The organism is Rheinheimera pacifica, assembly GCF_024809855.1.
GTDB classification, from domain to species: Bacteria; Pseudomonadota; Gammaproteobacteria; order Enterobacterales; family Alteromonadaceae; genus Alishewanella; species Alishewanella pacifica_A.
Window position 1 is genome coordinate 56705 of the sequence record NZ_JANUEM010000002.1, and the last position, 18986, is coordinate 75690.

Sequence of the window (18986 nt, forward strand, 5' to 3'; positions counted from 1 at the left end):
GGCTGAATGTTAAACACAACACAGGTTTATTTATGTTATCCGAACAAATTTTCCGCAATCTATGCAAAGGGTTAGCCGCAGCACTGTGTGTTTTCAGTATGCATAGTGTTGCCAAAGATGCTTTTGAGTTAGTTGGTGTGTCAACCAGCGCAGGTGAGAAACAATCCTATGTCGCTCAGGAAGGCGATATAAAACTGCCCGTTACCGTAATAAATGGCTTGGCAGAAGGCCCGGTGTTACTGCTGGCTGCTGGAACGCATGGCGATGAGTTTCCTGCAATGTTTGCGCTGCAAAAGCTGGCACAGGAGCTTAATCCTCAGGAGCTAAAAGGTACTGTCGTTATTATACATCTGGCTAATCTGGATGGTTTTCATGCGCATCGACTGGCACTAAACCCTAAAGATGAGAAAAACCTGAACCGGGAGTTTCCCGGCAGTAAAACCGGGACTGCTACAGAGCAAATAGCAGAATTACTTACCCGTGAGTTTATCAGTCGTATCGACTTCTTTATTGATATGCACTCGGGCAGTTCAAACCAAAAATTGCTGGATCACGTTTATTCTCCATTTGTTGGTGATAAAAAGCTGGATGAGATGACGTTTAAGTTTGCTAAAGCTACCGGTATGAAGCACATCATTATGTACGGTGACAGACCACGCGACCCCAACAACTCAATCTCATTTCCAAACACAGCGATGACACGTGGCAAGCCAGCTTTGACAACAGAGATCGGTCATCTCGGACAGCGGGATAATGCCTCTATTGATTACGCCCTGACCGTTGCCAGAAATGCATTGTATTTCCTTGCAATGGTGCCGGGCAAAGCTGAGCCGAATGAAGAAGTGATCATTTATAAAACAATTGATTATGTTAACAGTGAATTTGATGGCTTCTTTACCCCTTTAGTGACAATTGGCGATAGCGTTAAAAAAGGTACTGTTGTAGGCCAGGTGACAGATTACTTCGGTAATCCGGTACAAACGCTGCAATCAGCTTCGGTTGGTACTGTTCTGATGATTAATGAAACACCGCCCGTTAAAAGCGGTGAGTCTGCTGTAGCCATTGGTGTTGTGAAGTAGTTCTTACACCGGCAGTTCAGTGCCGGCGTTCATATCAGCTGGTCATGCGGTTAAACAAGCGCCGGGCTTGTAGCGCCAGCAATACACTTTGCCCAAGCAGGATGCCCAGATGCCAGGCACTGGCAAAGCCCAGATCAGCGCCGATAACCTTCAGCCCCAACTGCGACAGGTGAAAACTGGGCCATAGCCAGGCCAGTTGTTGCAGTGCTTGCGGTAACATAGTGACAGGTAGCCATAAGCCGGACAAAAAGGCCATTGGCAGATAAAGCAAGTTGACCACGCCGGGTGCGGCTTTGTCGCTGAGGGTTAACCCCAGAATTAAGCCAATAAGGGCAAATGGCAACGTACCTGCTAACAGCAGACCAGCCAGTATCAGCCACTGCCCGGTGTGCAGCCGTACGTTAGCAAACAGTGCCGCTACGCTGAACAATAGCAAAATAATAACCAGGGCAAACACCAGGCTGGTAACAAGCTTAGCCAGCAAGTAGGCGCCAACCGGCATGGGCGATAACCGTTTTAATGTCAGCCAGCCGTGGGCCCGGTCACTGGCGATATTCATAGCAAAATTAAACATCGCAGGGCCCATAATGCCAAAGCAGCCATAACTGACCAGCAGGTAAGTAGCATTGCCACCAGCAGAAAACACCACGCCGAAAAACAGATAAAACATCAGCGGAAAGGCCAGTGCTGGCAGTACAAAGCCAGGTGTGCGCCAGACACTGATGAGATCGTACCAGGCTTCTTTTTTATAAATCCGTAGTGTGCTCATGCTACCGCTCCTTTGCTGTTGTGCTTTGCGTAAGTTGTAAAAACGCTTGCTCCAGTGCTACCGGCCGCACTTCAATATCTGTGACATGGCTGTCCTGCGCTAACAGGGCCCGTAAAGTTTGTTCTACCTGATTACTTTGCAGCACAACACTGTGCGACAGGCGGGTAAGTTGCTGTACTGCAGGCAGGGCAGTTAGCTGCACATCATCTAAGGTGCTGCAACACTGAATAAATTTATAGGCTGTCATGGCTTTAAGTTGCGCCGGGCTGCCCTGGGCAATAATCTGTCCGTTGTTCAGTACCAAAATGCGATCGGCCAGTTGCTCAGCTTCTTCCAGATAATGTGTGGTCAGCACTACTGCTACCCCTTGCTGTTTTAGCTGGCGCACCTGCTGCCATAAACTACGGCGTGCTTCAACATCCATACCTAGGGTGGGCTCGTCCAGAAACACCAGTTGCGGTTTACCGGCCAGCGCCAGAGCAAACAGTAAACGTTGTTTCTGGCCGCCGGATAACCGGCCAAAGCGTTGATTAGCATGGTGATCTAACCCGGCCAGGTTAATCAGCTCTGTGGCGTTATGGCCATTTTGATAGTAACTGCTGAATAAATCGCACTGCTCAGATACGGTTAAATTGGCGCTCAGGCTGCCAATTTGCATCATTACCCCCAGTTTTTGCCGCAGAGCCGTATTTCTGGCTGTGCCGGTTTGCAACTGGCCAAACAGCCTGACCTCACCGCTGTCGGCCTTTACCAGGCCTAAAATAATGGATATCAGCGTGGTTTTACCGGCGCCATTAGGACCGAGGATACACAGCACCTCGCCGTTGGCCAGTGCTATGTCGACACCGGCCAGTACCGTTTTATCGGCATAATGTTTGGTCAGGCCGGTTATCTGTAACGGCAGGGCAGACATTATTGCCCCCTGTGCGGATGTTGTTGTAAAAACTGCTGAATTTGTTGGTTCAGCCACTGGGGGGCGTCGGCCATAATAAAATGCTTAGAGTCACGGGCAAATACAAAGCTGTGGTATTGCGTTGGCACATTGGCCAGTTGTTTTTCATAGTTGACCTGCACCTGCCCGGGCGTACTATATGGCGCGCCATGCTGCAGTGCCCCCAGCGTTAGCACCGGCACGCGGATATTGCTTAGCTGTGGCCGCAAATCGGCCTGCATCAGCTCGCCCATCACCCGGCCGCTGGTCATACTGTCGGAGCGGTACATATCAGCAACAATACGTTGCTGCCAGCTTGCGTCGTTGGTCATGCCTTTAGCCATTGCCATAGGGTCAAAGTTGCCACGTTGTGGAGCTTTGTCTGTGGCTTTGGCAGTTGTTGTTACTGTGTTCTGTGGATTACTTTGCGCAAACAGCGCTCCCAGCGCAGGTAAACCATCAACATTAATTGCTGCGCTAATCTGTTCTGGTGCCTTAGCGGCCAGTGCTAATGCCAGGTAGCCGCCGAGTGAGTGGCCAATTATTACCGGTTTATCCAGCTTTTGCTGATTGATATAGCGTAAAATCGCATCTTGTTGTGTCGTCAGGTAACCCTCGCCCCAGCTTTGCATTGGCAGCGGTGCTACCCCGGCAAAACCGGCCAGCGTGAAAACATGTAATTGATAATTGCCCTGCAGCGCCTCAACTGTGCTTTGCCACACTTCACCTGACGACGCTAAGCCGGGAATTAACATAATTGCCGGGCCCTGGCCTGTTACTTTAACCTCAAAACAAGCACAAGCCTGTTGCTGCGCAGCAACAGAGGCTTCTGTTTGTGCGGCGGCACCCAGGCTGCTTAAGCTGCCGGTTAAGGTTAGCGACAGAACCAAAGTGCTGATAGCGGTGTTTAATGTTTTCATGCTGGAAACCCCGTAGGTGTTGTTATGTTTGTAATGTTGACGGGGCCAGTTTAGGTTGCTGTTACGGCGGGCACAGCTAATGCTTGTCATCAGTTGGGCATGACAAATGCCATGACGTAATATGACCTTTGTCACTGGTGCTAAACCGGGGCTATTCATTACACTGGCACAGTGCAAAGTGTGGGAGATACGGATGACGCCTTACGATAAGCTGGAAAACAAATTAAGCTGGGTTTATCTGATAAACCTTATTTTTTATGTTATGCCGCTGTTTACCGGGCACTTTGCATTGTGGCAATACATCAGTATGGCGGCAGCGCTGGCGCTGTTTTTGGTGTGTTATTTCTGGGCCTATCGCAGTAGGCGCAGTGAAATGCACTGGCCAATTGCTGGCATAGTGCTGGTAGCAACACTGATTACCCCGGTTAACCCGGGCTCTATATCAATGTTTGCTTATGCCGGTTTCTTTATCGGTTTTGCTTATGCATTACCGCGTTACCTGCTGCTAATGGCGCTACTGATCACGCTGTTGGTACTGCTTGAGCTGACACTAACCATCTATTGGAACCTGTTTTTAATTATGGGGGCAGCTATAGTCACTGCAGTGAGTTTGCTGGGCCGCGCCGAGCAGGCAAAACTGCTCCACCGTATGGCTGAGCAGCAAAGCGAAGATGAAATTAAACAATTGGCTACTATGATAGAGCGCGAGCGCATTGCCCGCGATTTACACGATATTCTTGGCCATACCTTATCCAGCATTATCTTAAAAGCTGATCTGGCGGCTAAACTGTTGGCACATCAACACACTGATACCGCACAGCAACAGTTAACCGAACTAAGTCAGATTGCCCGCGATGCGCTCAGCCAGGTACGGCAAAGTGTGTCAGGTTATAAACATCAGGGGTTAACGGCAGAAGTCAGCAAATTACTCAGTCGGTTACGGGAAGCGGGCTTTAAAGCCGAGCTAAAAGGTAAGGTGCCAACACTGGATAACCGGTGCGAAACTGCCGTTATTCTGGCACTGACGGAGCTGGTAACCAATGTTATGCGCCACAGTAAAGGTGACAGTTGCCAGTTAAGTTTTACCAGTAAAGACAATATTCTATCGATTTGTTTAACTGACAATGGCAACTGTATTACGGCCAAAGAAGGCAATGGCATTACAGGGTTGCGCGAACGGTTAGCAGCTATGGGAGGGCGTTTGACAACACAGCAAACCGATGGCTTTAGCGCAGCAATTGAACTGCCGCTGCAGGAGAGTGTATGAATATTCTACTGGCTGAAGATCAGGCCATGATCCGCACGGCGTTGGCCAGTTTACTGCGCCTTGAAGCTGGTTTTCAGGTTACCGAAGCCACAGATGGCAACACAGCACTGGCACTGTTGCGGCAACAAACCTTTGATTTACTGTTAAGTGATATAGAAATGCCGGGCCTGACCGGTATCGAACTGGCACAGCATATACAGCAGCATAAGCTGGCTACCAAAGTCGTGATTATTACCACCTTTGGCCGTGCCGGTTATGTAAAACGGGCTATCGATGCCGGTGTCGGCGGCTTTTTATTAAAAGATGCGCCGGTAGAGCAACTGGTGCAGGCAATACAACAGGTAATGGCCGGTAAGCGGGTAATAGACAGTGAATTATTACTCAACTCACTGGGCGAACAAGATCCGCTAAGCGATAAAGAACGCAAAGCGTTGCGGCTGGCTGCCGACGGCCAGAGTACCAGCGAGATTGCTGCTGCGCTTTATATTGCCGAAGGCACAGCACGTAACTATCTGTCAGAAGCAATCAGCAAGCTTAACGCCGCTAACCGTATCGACGCCGCCCGTATTGCCCGGCAGAAGGGCTGGTTATAGTTTCACCTTTACAGGTAGCGGGCTTTTGCGCCACACTGGGTCAATTGGTGCAATACCGGATGCCTTCTATGGATTTTGGCAATAAAATCAAAGCAGAACGCCCGTTCCAAAGCAGTCACAGTGATTTACAAAGTGCGCTGGAAAGTGATCGGGGCCGTATAATTAACTCTGCTGCTGTACGCCGCTTACAGCAGAAAACCCAGGTGTTTCCGCTGGAGCGTAACGCTGCGGTGCGCAGCCGTTTAACCCATTCGCTGGAAGTGCAACAAAGCGGCCGCTTTATTGTGCAGTCGATATTCCGCCTGCTAACACCGCAACAACAGGCAGAATACGGTTTAACTGAGCTGGAGCGGCCCATGGAGTCGCTGGTAGAAATGGCCTGCCTGCTGCACGATGTTGGTAACCCGCCGTTCGGCCACAGTGGTGAAAGTGCTATTAATGCCTGGTTTAGCGACATACTGCCTGAACTGACCAGACACCATAAGCAGCAGGATAACGCTTTATGGCAGACACTGTGCACTGAGCTGGCACAGTTTGAAGGCAATGCCCAGGCAATACGGCTGGTAAACAGCTTACAGCGTATGAACCTGACCTATGCGCAAACCGCCTGTATTTTAAAATACACCCGCTGTGCCACCGCTTCCAAGCCCGATAAGCAGCACAGCCTGAGTTATTTGCAGAAAAAGCCGGGGTATTATTTCTCTGAGCAGCCGTTTATTGACGAGCTGTGGCAACAGCTGGGCACAACGCCGGGCTGTCGCCACCCGCTAACGTATATCATGGAGGCGGCAGACGACATTTCGTATTGCCTTGCTGATATTGAAGATGCCGTAGAAAAAGGCTTATTTAACCTCAAAGAGCTGGCCCACCAGCTTAACATTGCTTTTGCTGAGCTTGAACCCCGCGGCCGCTTAATTACCACCCAGCGCGGTGGTAGCGCCAGCTTTTCTGCACTGATTAAAGCCGCGCTGGACAGCGCTGAGGCTGAGCCGGTAAATACCGCCTCGACGTTTTTTATCAGGTTGCGTGTCATGATGATACACCCACTGGTTCGTCATGCAGCAGGCCAGTTTATCAGTAATATTACGGCGGTGTATGACGGCAGTTTAAACCGCGCCCTGCTGGAGGACGGCAGCCAGTATCATGCTATTACCGCCACCTTTAAACAGGTTGCCCGCCAGTTTGTGTTTAATCAACCTGAGGTAGAAACACTGGAACTGCAGGGCTTTCGTATTATTGCCGGTTTGCTTGGCAGTTATCAGCCGTTATTGTTGTTATCGCGGGCTGAGTTTGACACTGTGTTGCAAAACGACGGTTATCATTTAGCCCAACAGCAGCGGCTGGCACACCGGCTACCAAACAAACACCTGGCGGCCTACCAACTGGCTGTAGCGCAAATAGCCCAGGACGATACCGCGCAGGAGCTGTACTACCGTTGCCGTTTACTGCAGGATTTTATCAGCGGTATGACCGACCATTTTGCCTTTGACGAGTACCAGACTTTGGTGCACTGTCGTAGTTAACCTGGCTTAACGTTTAAACTTGATCAGCCAGTCCGTCAGCGTGCTTGCCAGCTTGCCATAAGGCGGTAGTAACATGCTGACGCTGTTAAAGGTGCCCTGATAAAATACCGGCCGTAGTTTGGAAAAGGTAACAAAACCTTCGTAGCCGTGATAATGCCCCATACCACTGTGGCCGATGCCTCCAAAGGGTAAGTCATGCTGGCCGACGTGCAAAATAGCGTGATTAACCGTTACACCGCCTGACATAACCTGTTCAAGATAAAACTGTTGTAGTGCTTTATCATGGCTAAACGGATAAAACGCCAGTGGCCTGGGTTTGGCGTTAATGTAGTTAACTACTTCGGTTTTATCATGGTAGGTTTTTACCGGCAGCAAAGGGCCGAAAATTTCGCGCTGCATAACCAGCATCTCGTCGGTAACATTAAAAAGCAGTGTCAGCGGAAATTTGCGCAGCCCCGGAGCGGTAGTTTGGCCAGGCATCAGGTTTACCGCAGTGGCGCCTTTGGCAATCGCATCGTCCAGTGTGTGCAGCAAGCGCTGGTAGGCGCGCTGGTCAATAATGGCCGTGTAGTCGTTATGGTTAATGTCGGGGTAGCGCTGTGCCACCAGCTTAAGCGCCAACTCAGTAAAGGCCTGCTCGCTGCCATGCGGTAAAAACAGGTAATCGACGTTGGTACAAATCTGCCCGGCATTAAACGCTTTGGCCCACAAAATGCGATCAGCAGCTTTATGTAGCGGGAAATCCGGCGCGACAACGGCGGGCGATTTTCCGCCCAGCTCCAGCGTTACCGGGGTCAGGTTTTTCGCGGCGCTGGCCATCACCGCTTTGCCGGTTTGTGCTGAGCCGGTGAAAAACAGATGATCAAATGGCTGGGCTGAAAAAGCCGGGCCGCTGCCGTTGTTGTCGGCAAAAAACTGCAGTTTGTCGGGCGCAAAGTACTTTGGCGCAAGCTCAATCAGCAACTGTGCCAGTTGGCCGGAGTTTTCTGACATTTTTACCATAGCGCGGTTACCGGCAGCAAAAATGGCTACCAGCGGTGAAAATGCCAGCATAATCGGGAAATTCCACGGTACTATCACGCCAACCACACCCAGCGGTTGTGGCAGCACTTTGCAGCTTGAGGTAGGAAACAACAAGCTGTCTATATGGCGCCGCTGTGGTTTAAGCCATTTTTTCAGCTGTTTTTTTGTGCGGCTTATGTCTTCCAGCACCATTAAAATTTCAGAAAAACGGGTTTCAAACCGGCTGCGGCTACCGTAATCGGCATTTACTGCTGCAACCAGTGCCGCTTCGTTGTCACTTATCAGTGCCGCCAGTGCGGTTAAATCGGCAATGCGTTGCTGATAACCGGGTACCGGATTGGCATGATAGGCCTGGCGTTGCAGTGTTACAGCCTCTGCAAACAGCGCAAAGGCGGCGTGTGTGCTTACGTCATTCTCAGCAGGCAGATGCATGGTTAACTCGTTATGCTGCTGGCTGAATCACGGCATACCAGCACCGGCTGAAATACATTTTTTAGTTGCAATGCCTGTTGCTGGTAAATGTTTTTTAGTACCCAGCGTGCCGCCATACGGCCCATTTCGCCGATAGGGTAATCAATAGTGGTGAGTTTGGGGTAAATGTAGCGTGCCAGGATCAGGTTATCAAAACCAACAATAGATAAATCCTGTGGCACGTTCAGGCCTTGTGCACGTGCAACTTCCATAGCACCGGCTGCCATCTCATCGTTGGCACACACCAGTGCGGTAAAGGGTATGCCTTTAGCCAGTAGCTGTTGCATGCAGGCGCTGCCACTGCTGTCCTGAAAATCACCTTCGGCCAGTAAGGCCGGGTTAAAACTCAGGCCATACTCTGCCATGGCGCGCAAGTGGCCGTTATAACGATCTTTAGCATCGCTTTTCCACATTGGGCCAGCCATATACGCCAGTTGTGTATGGCCTTGCTGCAGCAATTCTTTTGTTGCCAGATAGCCGCCCAGCTCATTGTCCAGGCTGATGCAATTATCTGCCAGTTGCGGGATAAAGCGGTTAATCAGTACTACAGGCATATTGCCACTGGCCAGTTTAATCAGATAATTGTCGGATACCGCTTCAACATGCAAAATCAGCGCATCGCAGCTACGGCTGATCAAAAACTCAATACCGTCTTTTTCACTGGCTTCTTCACTGTGACCGGCGGCAATAATAACGTGCTTACCGGCAGCACGGCATTCGTTTTCAATACCGCTTAACATTTCACCATAAAAAGGGCCGTGCAGCTCAGACACCAGAATGCCCACACTATTAGAGCGGTTTGACGCCAGCGATTGCGCAATAGAGTTGGGCCGGTAGCCCAGTTGCTCCATAGCCGCCAGCACTTTGTTGCGGGTGTTCTCGCTGACACGGGCGTTGTTATTCATTACCCGGGATACTGTCGCCAGCGATACCCCGGCTAATTCTGATACTTGGTATATGGTTGCCATTGCCTGCCTGCGTAATAAACTTTATGCAGTTACTCTAGCATGCTCAGGTGCATTGCCACCAGCTCGCAGCGCCAGCTGATGGTGGATATCCAGTACCCGTGGCCCGGTTAAGCGATACCGGCTCATTACCACTGCTACCAGTACCGAGCCAATAGCAGGCAGCACGGTAAAACTGAGCAAAATGCCCTGTTGTGCGGTTGCGGTTTGCGGCACGTCAGCCTGATAGCCATACCCGGCCAGTAACCAGCCTGCCAGTGCACCACCTAACGCCAGGCCGAGCTTAATAAAGAACACGATAGACGAGTACACCAGGCCGGTAATACGGATGCCGGTTTTATAGTGGCCGTAGTCAACAGTATCAGCCATTTTGGCCCATAACAGCGGTGTGGCCATTTGTAAAAAGAAACCCCAGAGAAAATACAACGCAAATGCCAGCACCAGTTGCTCGCTGCTGATAAAAAAGCTCAGTATGCAAATGGCTGCCGATATTAACTGTAAACCAATGTAGGCTTTTACTTTATCAACATAACGGCTTAGCCATTGGGCAACGGCGCAACCGGCAATATTACCGATCATGCCCAGCGTAACAAAAGCGGTAATTAAGTCTTCCCGGCCTAAAAAGTATTTTACGTAGTAAATGGCCAGAGTGGTGCGCAGCACCATGCCGGTAAGCAGAAAAAACGCGGCGACACACAAAATACGCCACTGATCATTTTGCCACAGCGAAGCGAAACTGCTGCGCAGTGTCAGTTGTTGATCCACAGGAGCCTGCACCCGTTCCCGTGTGCCGGCAAAGCAGAGTAAAAACAGCACCAGGCCCAATACACTCATAGCGGCGATAGTAAGCTGGTAACCTTTGGCATTATCGCCATTACCGAAAAAGTTAACCAGTGGTAGTGTGCAGGCAGTAACCAGCAAGCCACCGAGCATGCCAAACACAAAACGGTATGACTGCACCGACACCCGCTCGGTTGGATCTGCGGTTAATACACCACCGAGTGCAGAATACGGAATATTAATGGCGGTGTAGGCCAGCATCAGTAAGGTATAAGTAGCAAAGGCATAGATAACCTTGCCGTTGGCAGATAAATCCGGTGTGGTGAATGCCAGCACGCTGCAAAGCGCAAATGGCAATGCCAGCCACAGCAGATAAGGCCGGTATTTACCATGGCGGCTTTTGGTTTTATCTGCCAGAGCGCCCATTAACGGGTCGGTTACCGCATCAATAATACGTACCAGCAAAAACATGCTGCCTACTACCGCCGGTGAAATACCAAAAATATCGGTGTAGAAAAAGGTTAAAAACAGCATTACTGTCTGAAACACAATATTGCTGGCGGTGTCGCCAAGGCCGTAGGCCACTTTTTCCCGTTTTGTCAGCATGCTCACCCCGTGATAACTGCTTTATTATTATTTTTTACGCCCGGCGAACACGTCACGCAGTGCTATGGCACTGTCTTTTAATGTGCGCTGTTGTGTAGCGTAATCAACGTAGACTATACCAAAACGTTTGGCATAGCCTTCGGCCCACTCAAAATTGTCCATCAGGCTCCAGGCAAAATAGCCATCAATGCGCATGCCAGCGTTAATGGCAGCTTCAGTGGCTTGTAGGTGCTGTTCAAAGTACTTCACCCGTTGCGTATCGTGCACTTGCCCATTGTGCACGGTGTCAGGTACGGCGGCACCATTTTCGGTAATATACACCGGCGGCAGTTTATAGCGCTTATGTATTGCCAGTAATATTTCGGTTAAGCCTTGCGGATAAATTTCCCAGCCCATATCGGTTAAAGGCGGCGTGGTGGGTGGCACATCACTGAACCAGCCTTTGTTGTTTGCGCGATACACTGTGCGGGTGTAGTAATTTACCCCCAGAAAATCCAGCGGCTGGGCAATAATAGCCATATCGCCGTCTTTAATCTGTGGCTGTTCGGCCGCAGGCAGTTGTTGCAGCAGTGCCGGATAACAGCCTTCCATTAATGGCTGCAGGTACCATTGGTTGTGGTATTGATCAGCCATATCCGCAGCACGGATATCTGCAGCGTCGTTGCTGGCAGCATGACAGGGGCTGAAATTCAGCACTATGCCGTTAAGCGCTTGCGGTGCGTTTTTTTGCAATATTGGCATGGCTAAGCCATGGGCCAGTAATAAATGGTGTGCTACCTGACGGCCTTGCTGACGGTTTTGTACGCCAGGGGCATGAATACCGGCTTCATAGCTTAAATAAGCACTGCAAAACGGCTCATTTAATGTGGCGTAAGAATATACTCTATCGCCAAAAGCCCGGCTGACAATATCGGCATATTCTGCAAATTTATAGGCGGTGCTGCGGTTAAGCCAGCCGCCGTTGTCTTGCAGATACTGCGGTAAATCCCAGTGATATAGTGTAACAAAGGCTTTGATATTGCGTTTGTTTAGCGCATCCAGCAACTGCAGGTAAAAACTCAGCCCCGCCTGATTTATGCTGCCATCGGCTTTAATTACCCGGCCCCAGGCAATGGAGAAACGGTAGGCGTCTACACCCAGTGCAGCAATAAGCTCAACATCTTCCTGCCAGTGCGCGATATGGTCGCAGGCAATAAGGCCATTTGAGCCGTCTTTAATCCGGCCGGGTTCAGCACAGAACGTATCCCAGATGCAGGCCTCGCGGCTATCGGCGGCACCTTCAATCTGAAACGAGGCAGTGGCAACACCAAACACAAAGTCGGGTTTTAGCAGAGCAGAGCTGTGGGCTAAGGTTATTTTCATCGGTTTTGCTATCTTCCGGTCGTATTGTTACGGGCTGCTGAGCGACAAAAATGATTGCCAACAGCGTGATATATGCTATAAATGAAAGCGCTTACATCATACTAGACGGCGACAACGCGTACGTCAATCAAAAACATAAAACACCGGGGAGGACAAGATGGCTGTAACACCAACGCTTAGCGAGGCTACGCCACAGGCAGCATCAGGCCAGATCAATTACAGATTTGCTTTGACATCATTAACCACATTATTTTTTATCTGGGGTTTTATTACCTGCCTGAACGACATTCTGGTGCCTTACCTCAAAGGCTTGTTTGACCTGACATACACGCAGGCATTATTAATTCAGTTTTGTTTTTTCAGTGCTTATTTTGTTGTCTCTGTACCCGCCGGTATGCTGGTAAGCCGTATTGGCTATCAGGCAGGTATTGTTACCGGCCTGCTGATTGCCGGTGCCGGTTGCCTGTTGTTTTACCCCGCCGCTGCCGCACATTATTATCCGCTGTTTTTGATTGCGCTGTTTGTGTTAGCCGCCGGCATTACTATTTTACAGGTTGCTGCTAACCCCTATGTTAGTGTGCTGGGCCGGCCGGAAACCGCTTCCAGCCGCTTAACCATGACGCAAGCCTTTAACTCACTGGGCACCACTTTAGCGCCCTTTTTTGGTGCCTGGCTTATTTTTGGTGGTATGGAAGCACCTAAACCGGGTGAAGTAACTGAATCTACCGTACAAATACCTTATTTGTTACTGGCTGCGGTGCTGATTGTAATGGCACTGGTGTTTGCGTTTTTGCGCCTGCCCAAACTGGGTAAAAAAGATACAAGCCTGGATATAACCAGTGGCTCGGCCTGGCGTTACCGCCATCTTGTGCTGGGGGCTGTAGGTATTTTTGTTTATGTCGGTGCCGAAGTGGGCATTGGCAGTTTTCTGGTCAGCTTTATTACCCAGCCTGATATCAGCAGCCTGGATGCTCAAAAAGCGTCACATTATATTGCCTGGTATTTTGGCGGCGCCATGGTGGGCCGTTTTATCGGTGCCTATGTTATGCAATATATTGCCCCCGGCAAGGTGCTGGCGTTTAACGCGGTGTGTGCGGTGGTTCTGCTGGCGCTGACAATCAGCAGCAGCGGCAGCCTGGCAATGTGGGCACTGTTGTTGGTGGGCTTATGCAATTCCATTATGTTCCCGACTATTTTCAGCCTGGCTATTCATGGCTTAAAACAACATACCAGCCAGGGTTCGGGCATTTTATGTCTGGCAATTGTTGGTGGTGCAGTACTGCCGCTGGCGCAGGCCCGGCTGGCTGATGTGGTTAATGTGCAAATCGCCTTTATTATTCCTTTGCTGTGTTATGTATTTATTGCCTGGTACGGCGCGGTTGGCAGCAAACCGCGTGCTGTGGCGTAACGGAGAGCCCCTATGACATTTCGCCTGAAACCCTCACTCTTGAGTATAAGCTGCGCTGTTATTTTGACAGCTTGTGCCAAAGCACCAACAGAGCCTGATACCGTGACAGATAACACCGCTGCCATCTGGCCAGAATTACAGTTACCCATAGCCAAAGATGCGGCTATTGAGCAGAAAATCACCGACATTATGGCGGGCATGACGTTACAGCATAAAATTGCCCAGATGATCCAGCCGGAAATCCGCGATATTACCGTGGAAGATATGCGCAAATATGGCTTTGGCTCATTTTTAAACGGTGGTGGTGCCTTTCCAAATGACAACAAACATGCCACCCCTGCCGATTGGATAGCACTGGCTGAGGCAATGTATCAGGCATCAATAGACGACAGCCTGGACGGCAGCCGTATTCCAACCATGTGGGGTACCGATGCCGTACACGGCCATAACAACGTTATTGGCGCCACATTATTTCCGCACAATATTGGCCTGGGCGCGGCAAATAACCCGGCATTAATTGAGCAAATAGCCAAAGTAACCGCCCGTGAAGTGATGGTTACCGGTATTGACTGGGTGTTTGCACCTACGGTTGCGGTGGTGCGCGATGACCGCTGGGGCCGCACCTATGAAGGTTACTCTGAAGATCCTGAGATAGTACACGACTATGCCGCCGCTATTGTTACCGGTTTGCAGGGCGCGGCAGATAAAGACTTTCTCGGCGATGAGCGGGTGATCAGTACCGTTAAGCATTTTGTTGGCGATGGCGGCACCGTGGGTGGTGATGATCAGGGTGACAATATTGCCAGTGAGCAAGAGTTGTTCAGTATTCATGCCCAGGGCTACGTAGGTGGTCTGCAGGCTGGCGCACAAAGTGTTATGGCGTCATTTAACAGCTGGCACGGTAGTAAAATTCACGGTGATAAATACCTGTTAACTGATGTGCTGAAAACCCGCATGGGCTTTGATGGTTTTGTAGTAGGTGACTGGAACGGCCACGGCCAGATCCCCGGTTGCACTAACGACAATTGCGCCCAGGCCGCACTGGCCGGGCTGGACGTTTATATGGTGCCTACGGCAGCCTGGAAGCCGCTGTACTATAACCTGATTGAGCAGGTTGAGAGCGGTGTTATTCCGCTAAGCCGGATTGATGATGCCGTGCGGCGTATTTTGCGCGTAAAACTGCGCGCTGGTTTATTTGATAAACCCAGCCCGGCTAACCGGCCGTTGTCGGGTAAAACCGAACTGATAGGCTCTGCTGAGCACCGCGCTGTAGCACGTGATGCCGTGCAGCAATCACTTGTGTTGCTAAAAAACAACGATGCTATTTTACCGTTAAATCCTAAGCAGCATATTTTGGTAACAGGTGAAGGTGCTGACAATATTGGCATGCAGTCAGGTGGCTGGACGATCAGTTGGCAGGGCACCGGCAATACTAACAGTGATTTCCCCGGTGGCAGCTCAATTTATGCCGGTATTAAACAGGCAGTTGATGCAGCAGGTGGCAGCACAGAACTAAGTGCAGATGGCAGCTACAGCAATAAGCCCGATGTCGCCATAGTGGTATTTGGTGAACAACCTTATGCCGAAGGTAATGGCGATTTAGACAACCTGGAATATCAGCGGGGCAATAAAACTGATTTAGCTCTGCTGCGTAAACTCAAAGCCGACGGTATTAAAGTGGTGTCGCTGTTTATCAGTGGCCGGCCGTTATGGGTAAACCCTGAATTAAACGCCTCTGATGCTTTTGTCGCCATATGGCTGCCGGGCAGTGAGGGCGTTGGTGTGGCCGATGTGGTTATGGCAAAAACAGACGGCAGTGTGAATGTCGATTTTCGCGGTAAATTGTCATTTAGCTGGCCTGCTACAGTGCAGCAAATTGTAAACCGCCACGATGCCGACTATCAGCCGTTGCTGCCATATGGTTTTGGCTTGCGTTACGGTGATAAGAGCACACTGAGTAGCACGCTGGAAGAGCAGATAGCTACCGATACCGCACTGGATGATTTAGTACTGTTTGAACTGGCAGTAAAAGCGCCGTATCAGTTGTTGCTGCAAAGTGGCGGTGAAACCCGGGCTGTGGTTAGCAGTGTGCAGCAACAGGGTAATGTTGCCGTGCGTACTTTTGATAAAGCAGTACAGGAAGACGCGCGCCGTTTTGCTTTTAGCGGCGAGGCAAAAGTAGCGTTAACCAGTGCATTTCCGGCCGACTTACGTTCATACCAGGAAGCGGGCAGTGCGCTGGTGTTGCAGGTAAAACGCAGCGGTGCAGTGCCTGACAGTGTAATGCTGGGTATGGACTGCGCACAAGGCTGTAGCAGTGCACTGAATATAGCCCCGCAGTTACAAGCCATGGCAGATGAAACCTGGCAGACAATCAGTGTCGATTTAGCCTGTTTTGCCCGGCAAGGCGCTGACTTCAGCCAGATTTTCACGCCGGTATCATTAGCCACAACAGCGCCGCTGGTGCTAAGCTTGGCTGATATACGGCTAAAACCTGCGGTAGCAGGCGACGCCACTATTTCCTGCAGCGGAGACTAAAATATGCGTCGTTATCTCGTTACCCTGCTTGCCAGCGCTGTGCTGGCAAGTTGCAGCACTGTGCCACCAAAGCCTACTGAGCAAAGTGTGGCACAGCATCAGCCTGATGCCGTTGCCAGTACTGACTGGCAACTGGTGTGGCAGGACGAGTTTGACAGCAATAGTATTGATCTGAGCAAATGGAGCTTTGAGCAAAACTGCTGGGGGGGCGGTAACGACGAACAACAGTGCTATACCAACCGGCCGGAAAATGCCTATGTCGATAATGGCGTGTTATATATAGTGGCACGCAAAGAAACCTTCACCGGCCCGGCGTTAAATGAAGATGACCCGGATTTCAGCCCGCATCAGCGTAAAACACTGCCTTATACCTCAGCACGCTTACGCAGCAAAGGTAAGGGTGACTGGCTGTATGGCCGTTTTGAAATCCGGGCAAAATTGCCAACAGGTCAGGGTAGCTGGCCAGCAATATGGATGCTGCCAACAGACTGGTTATACGGCCCCTGGCCGTTATCCGGTGAAATTGACATTATGGAAGCGGTAAACCTGGGTACTGTTTCTGATGAACCCAGCGCGCTTGCCGATGACCCTGAGCGGCGCATTTACGGCACCTTACATTACGGTGAGCCCTGGCCGGATAATGTACACAGCGGCCAGAGTTATAAACTGCCCAACGGCCAAAGCCCGGCCGATGCATTTTATACTTATGCGATAGAATGGCAGCCGGGTGAAATTCGCTGGTATGTCGATGATGTGTTATACGCCACGCAAAAAAGCAGCGAATGGCACACCGGCGCTGTAACGTTAAAAACGGCCCTGCCGCGGCATGCACCTTTTGACCGGCCATTTCATTTACTGCTGAATTTAGCGGTAGGCGGCAACTGGGCTGGATCAGTGAATGAAACCGGCATAAACCCCAGCGCCTACCCGCAAAGCCTGCAAATTGACTATGTGCGGGTATATCAACGCCAGCAACCTTAACGGTTTAACCGGCTCAGCAACATGGCACGTAACTTACGTGCCGTTTGCTCCAGCATCGGCCCTAGTATGCCGCGTTTATCTGCCGGTAAATGTGCTGCGGTATCATTATTGGCATTAAATACATAGTGTTCAAACTGTTGCTGCCAGATTTTACGCTGTGCCGGTGGTAAGTCACGTATGCTGAGCATGGCATGCAGCAATGCGTCGGTGGGTAAACCGCAGTAAGCCGGGGTTTGCCGCCACCAGTAGTTAATCAGTAAATTCAGATCACTTAAGCTGTCTACCTGGTGCCACCACATTGAAGGGATATAAATAGCGTCACCGGCGTCCAGCTCTGCCGTGATCGCATGCTGCAGCGCCTGGCGAAAGCGTGGATAACGGGCAAAATCCGGCTGGCGAAAATCTACCATACTTACAGGTTGTCCGGCGGGGGTGAATTCAAGCGGGCCTATATATAAGTTAGCTATCTGCTCAGGTGCGAATAGCGTAAAACGCCGCTGACCGGCCGCTACACAGGCAATGTTGTCCGGCACGTCATAATGCGCAACCACATGGCTACGGTTACCCAGCCAGACGCTGATCAGCGGATTAATGTTGTCCAGTGCCAGCGTGTTTTGTGCTGTTAGCCCCGGTACACAGTAATCTGCGGTGGTAGAGCCCATATAAAACACCGGCGCATCGGTTTGCCCGCCATGCTGCAGTATGCTGCTTAGTACATCGTTAAGTTTGGTCTGGCGCTGCTGAAAATTAAACCCGGTCAGGTCATCATTATAAAAAAAACGGCCTTTTGCTGCGGGCTCTGCAAAAAATGCCTGCACCGGCACATCCGCAACAAAATCTTGCAGATAAGCTGCTGCCGCTGCATCAGATTGCTGTGCCTGCTGTACCAGCGGCCAGTGTTGTACCAGGCCACGCAGTACCAAAGGTGTAGTACGATTTGCCAGTAAGCTGTTGAGATTGCCACCGGTGTAATCTGCTTCGTCAATTGCCTGCATGTTTAACTCACCTGATTATGCCTGCATCGTTGCCAGCATTTTGCTGATATTGGCCTGCGATGCCAGCAGCAGATAAATAGCCTCCAGATAACCGTGCTGGTGCAATGGCTGTAACTGTGCTGCGTTTAGCTGGCTAAGCTGTTGCCGGTCAATATTATATAAACCGCCAACTTTATGCACCGCGCCCTGATAACTCAGTTCCAGTGTCAGGCTTTTTAGCAAATTTAGCTGGTTTAACATGGCACAAAATGCCTGGTTAGCCAGATGCCCCTGCTGGATATGTTGCAACACAGAGCTGATATGTTCCAGCAACGGGCTGTTACCGCCGTGCGGCAAAAATACCGCTTCGCCTTGCGTTAAACTAACACGCGGGTGGTCCAGATCTATACATACCACCGGAACCTGTTGTGGTACGCCGTTGTGCAGTTGCTGCTGAAAGCCAATTAAAAATGGCTGGCGCTGCATACTTAGCGGTATATACCCACTTTGCCAGCTATCGCCCTGCAAAAACAAATTTTGGCCCGGCTTAACGCCCAGTAATACCACCGGCTCAAAGTTATCTTGCTCAGCATTGTGGCGAAAAAACAGCGGATACCAGCTTTGCAACTGCATAAACTCACTGATAAAGGCTGTGCTAAGGCTGACATTGTCGCCGTAAGTGCGGCCACTTTGGGTAATAATTTTTATATCTTTATGGCTGATATTGTCCAGCACTGCGTGGTTGGCCATTATCTCTCCCTGGGTTTTATGCTGATAACTAACAAAAAGCCGCTTA

Annotated in this window: 16 protein-coding genes; 7 read left to right on the plus strand and 9 right to left on the minus strand. The window is 50.5% G+C overall.

What is annotated here, in order from left to right; genetic code table 11:
* Positions 1-32 precede the first annotated feature (32 nt).
* Complete coding sequence (locus tag M2404_RS03180) at positions 33-1079, plus strand: M14 family metallopeptidase (RefSeq protein WP_259238278.1); 1047 nt, start codon at positions 33-35, stop codon at positions 1077-1079.
* Positions 1080-1113: 34 nt separating this feature from the next.
* Here the strand turns inward: M2404_RS03180 and M2404_RS03185 are convergent, their stop codons facing one another.
* From M2404_RS03185 to M2404_RS03195, 3 genes are read right to left on the minus strand one after another with little or no spacing between them, the layout of a single operon-like run.
* Entirely contained in the window at positions 1114-1848 is a 735-nt protein-coding gene (locus tag M2404_RS03185; RefSeq protein WP_259238279.1) for an ABC transporter permease, read from the minus strand.
* Position 1849: 1 nt separating this feature from the next.
* Positions 1850-2761, minus strand: a complete 912-nt coding sequence (locus M2404_RS03190; protein WP_259238280.1) for an ABC transporter ATP-binding protein — start codon at positions 2759-2761, stop codon at positions 1850-1852.
* Complete coding sequence (locus M2404_RS03195) at positions 2761-3699, minus strand: alpha/beta fold hydrolase (RefSeq protein WP_259238281.1); 939 nt, start codon at positions 3697-3699, stop codon at positions 2761-2763. The genes M2404_RS03190 and M2404_RS03195 overlap by 1 nt, the downstream gene beginning before the upstream one ends.
* Before the next feature lie 121 nt (positions 3700-3820).
* Between M2404_RS03195 and M2404_RS03200 the strand changes: the two genes are divergently transcribed.
* The 3 genes from M2404_RS03200 (at position 3821) to dgt (ending at position 7082) form a co-directional block, all read left to right on the plus strand.
* Positions 3821-4966, plus strand: coding sequence for a sensor histidine kinase (locus M2404_RS03200; protein ID WP_259238282.1), 1146 nt, complete (start codon positions 3821-3823; stop codon positions 4964-4966).
* Positions 4963-5559, plus strand: a complete 597-nt coding sequence (locus M2404_RS03205) for a response regulator transcription factor (protein ID WP_259238283.1) — start codon at positions 4963-4965, stop codon at positions 5557-5559. The genes M2404_RS03200 and M2404_RS03205 overlap by 4 nt, the downstream gene beginning before the upstream one ends.
* 68 nt (positions 5560-5627) lie before the next feature.
* Complete coding sequence (gene dgt, locus M2404_RS03210) at positions 5628-7082, plus strand: dGTPase (RefSeq protein ID WP_259238284.1); 1455 nt, start codon at positions 5628-5630, stop codon at positions 7080-7082.
* Positions 7083-7088: 6 nt separating this feature from the next.
* Here dgt and M2404_RS03215 read toward each other — a convergent pair whose 3' ends face one another.
* The 4 genes from M2404_RS03215 to M2404_RS03230 are packed head-to-tail and all read right to left on the minus strand — an operon-like array spanning position 7089 to position 12289.
* Complete coding sequence (locus M2404_RS03215) at positions 7089-8537, minus strand: coniferyl aldehyde dehydrogenase (RefSeq protein WP_259238285.1); 1449 nt, start codon at positions 8535-8537, stop codon at positions 7089-7091.
* Positions 8538-8539: 2 nt separating this feature from the next.
* Complete coding sequence (locus M2404_RS03220; RefSeq protein ID WP_259238286.1) at positions 8540-9544, minus strand: LacI family DNA-binding transcriptional regulator; 1005 nt, start codon at positions 9542-9544, stop codon at positions 8540-8542.
* A gap of 21 nt (positions 9545-9565) precedes the next feature.
* Positions 9566-10927 carry a glycoside-pentoside-hexuronide (GPH):cation symporter gene (locus M2404_RS03225; RefSeq protein ID WP_259238287.1) on the minus strand — a complete coding sequence of 454 codons (1362 nt, stop codon included), beginning with the start codon at positions 10925-10927 and terminating at the stop codon, positions 9566-9568.
* Positions 10928-10954: 27 nt separating this feature from the next.
* Complete coding sequence (locus M2404_RS03230; protein ID WP_259238288.1) at positions 10955-12289, minus strand: GH1 family beta-glucosidase; 1335 nt, start codon at positions 12287-12289, stop codon at positions 10955-10957.
* Positions 12290-12446: 157 nt separating this feature from the next.
* Between M2404_RS03230 and M2404_RS03235 the strand changes: the two genes are divergently transcribed.
* Genes M2404_RS03235 through M2404_RS03245 form a run of 3 tightly spaced genes read left to right on the plus strand, consistent with a single transcriptional unit; the run spans position 12447 to position 17216 of the window.
* Positions 12447-13697, plus strand: a complete 1251-nt coding sequence (locus M2404_RS03235; protein WP_259238289.1) for a sugar MFS transporter — start codon at positions 12447-12449, stop codon at positions 13695-13697.
* Positions 13698-13709: 12 nt separating this feature from the next.
* A complete protein-coding gene (locus M2404_RS03240; protein WP_259238290.1) occupies positions 13710-16235 on the plus strand; it encodes a glycoside hydrolase family 3 protein in 2526 nt (841 codons plus the stop codon).
* 3 nt (positions 16236-16238) lie between these two features.
* Positions 16239-17216 carry a glycoside hydrolase family 16 protein gene (locus M2404_RS03245; RefSeq protein WP_259238291.1) on the plus strand — a complete coding sequence of 326 codons (978 nt, stop codon included), beginning with the start codon at positions 16239-16241 and terminating at the stop codon, positions 17214-17216.
* Here the strand turns inward: M2404_RS03245 and M2404_RS03250 are convergent.
* Together M2404_RS03250 and M2404_RS03255 are read right to left on the minus strand one after the other, a co-directional pair.
* On the minus strand, positions 17213-18211 hold the full coding sequence (locus tag M2404_RS03250) for a cupin-like domain-containing protein (protein ID WP_259238292.1): 999 nt from the start codon (positions 18209-18211) through the stop codon (positions 17213-17215). The genes M2404_RS03245 and M2404_RS03250 overlap by 4 nt on opposite strands.
* A gap of 15 nt (positions 18212-18226) precedes the next feature.
* Complete coding sequence (locus tag M2404_RS03255) at positions 18227-18940, minus strand: SapC family protein (RefSeq protein ID WP_259238293.1); 714 nt, start codon at positions 18938-18940, stop codon at positions 18227-18229.
* Positions 18941-18986 lie beyond the last annotated feature (46 nt).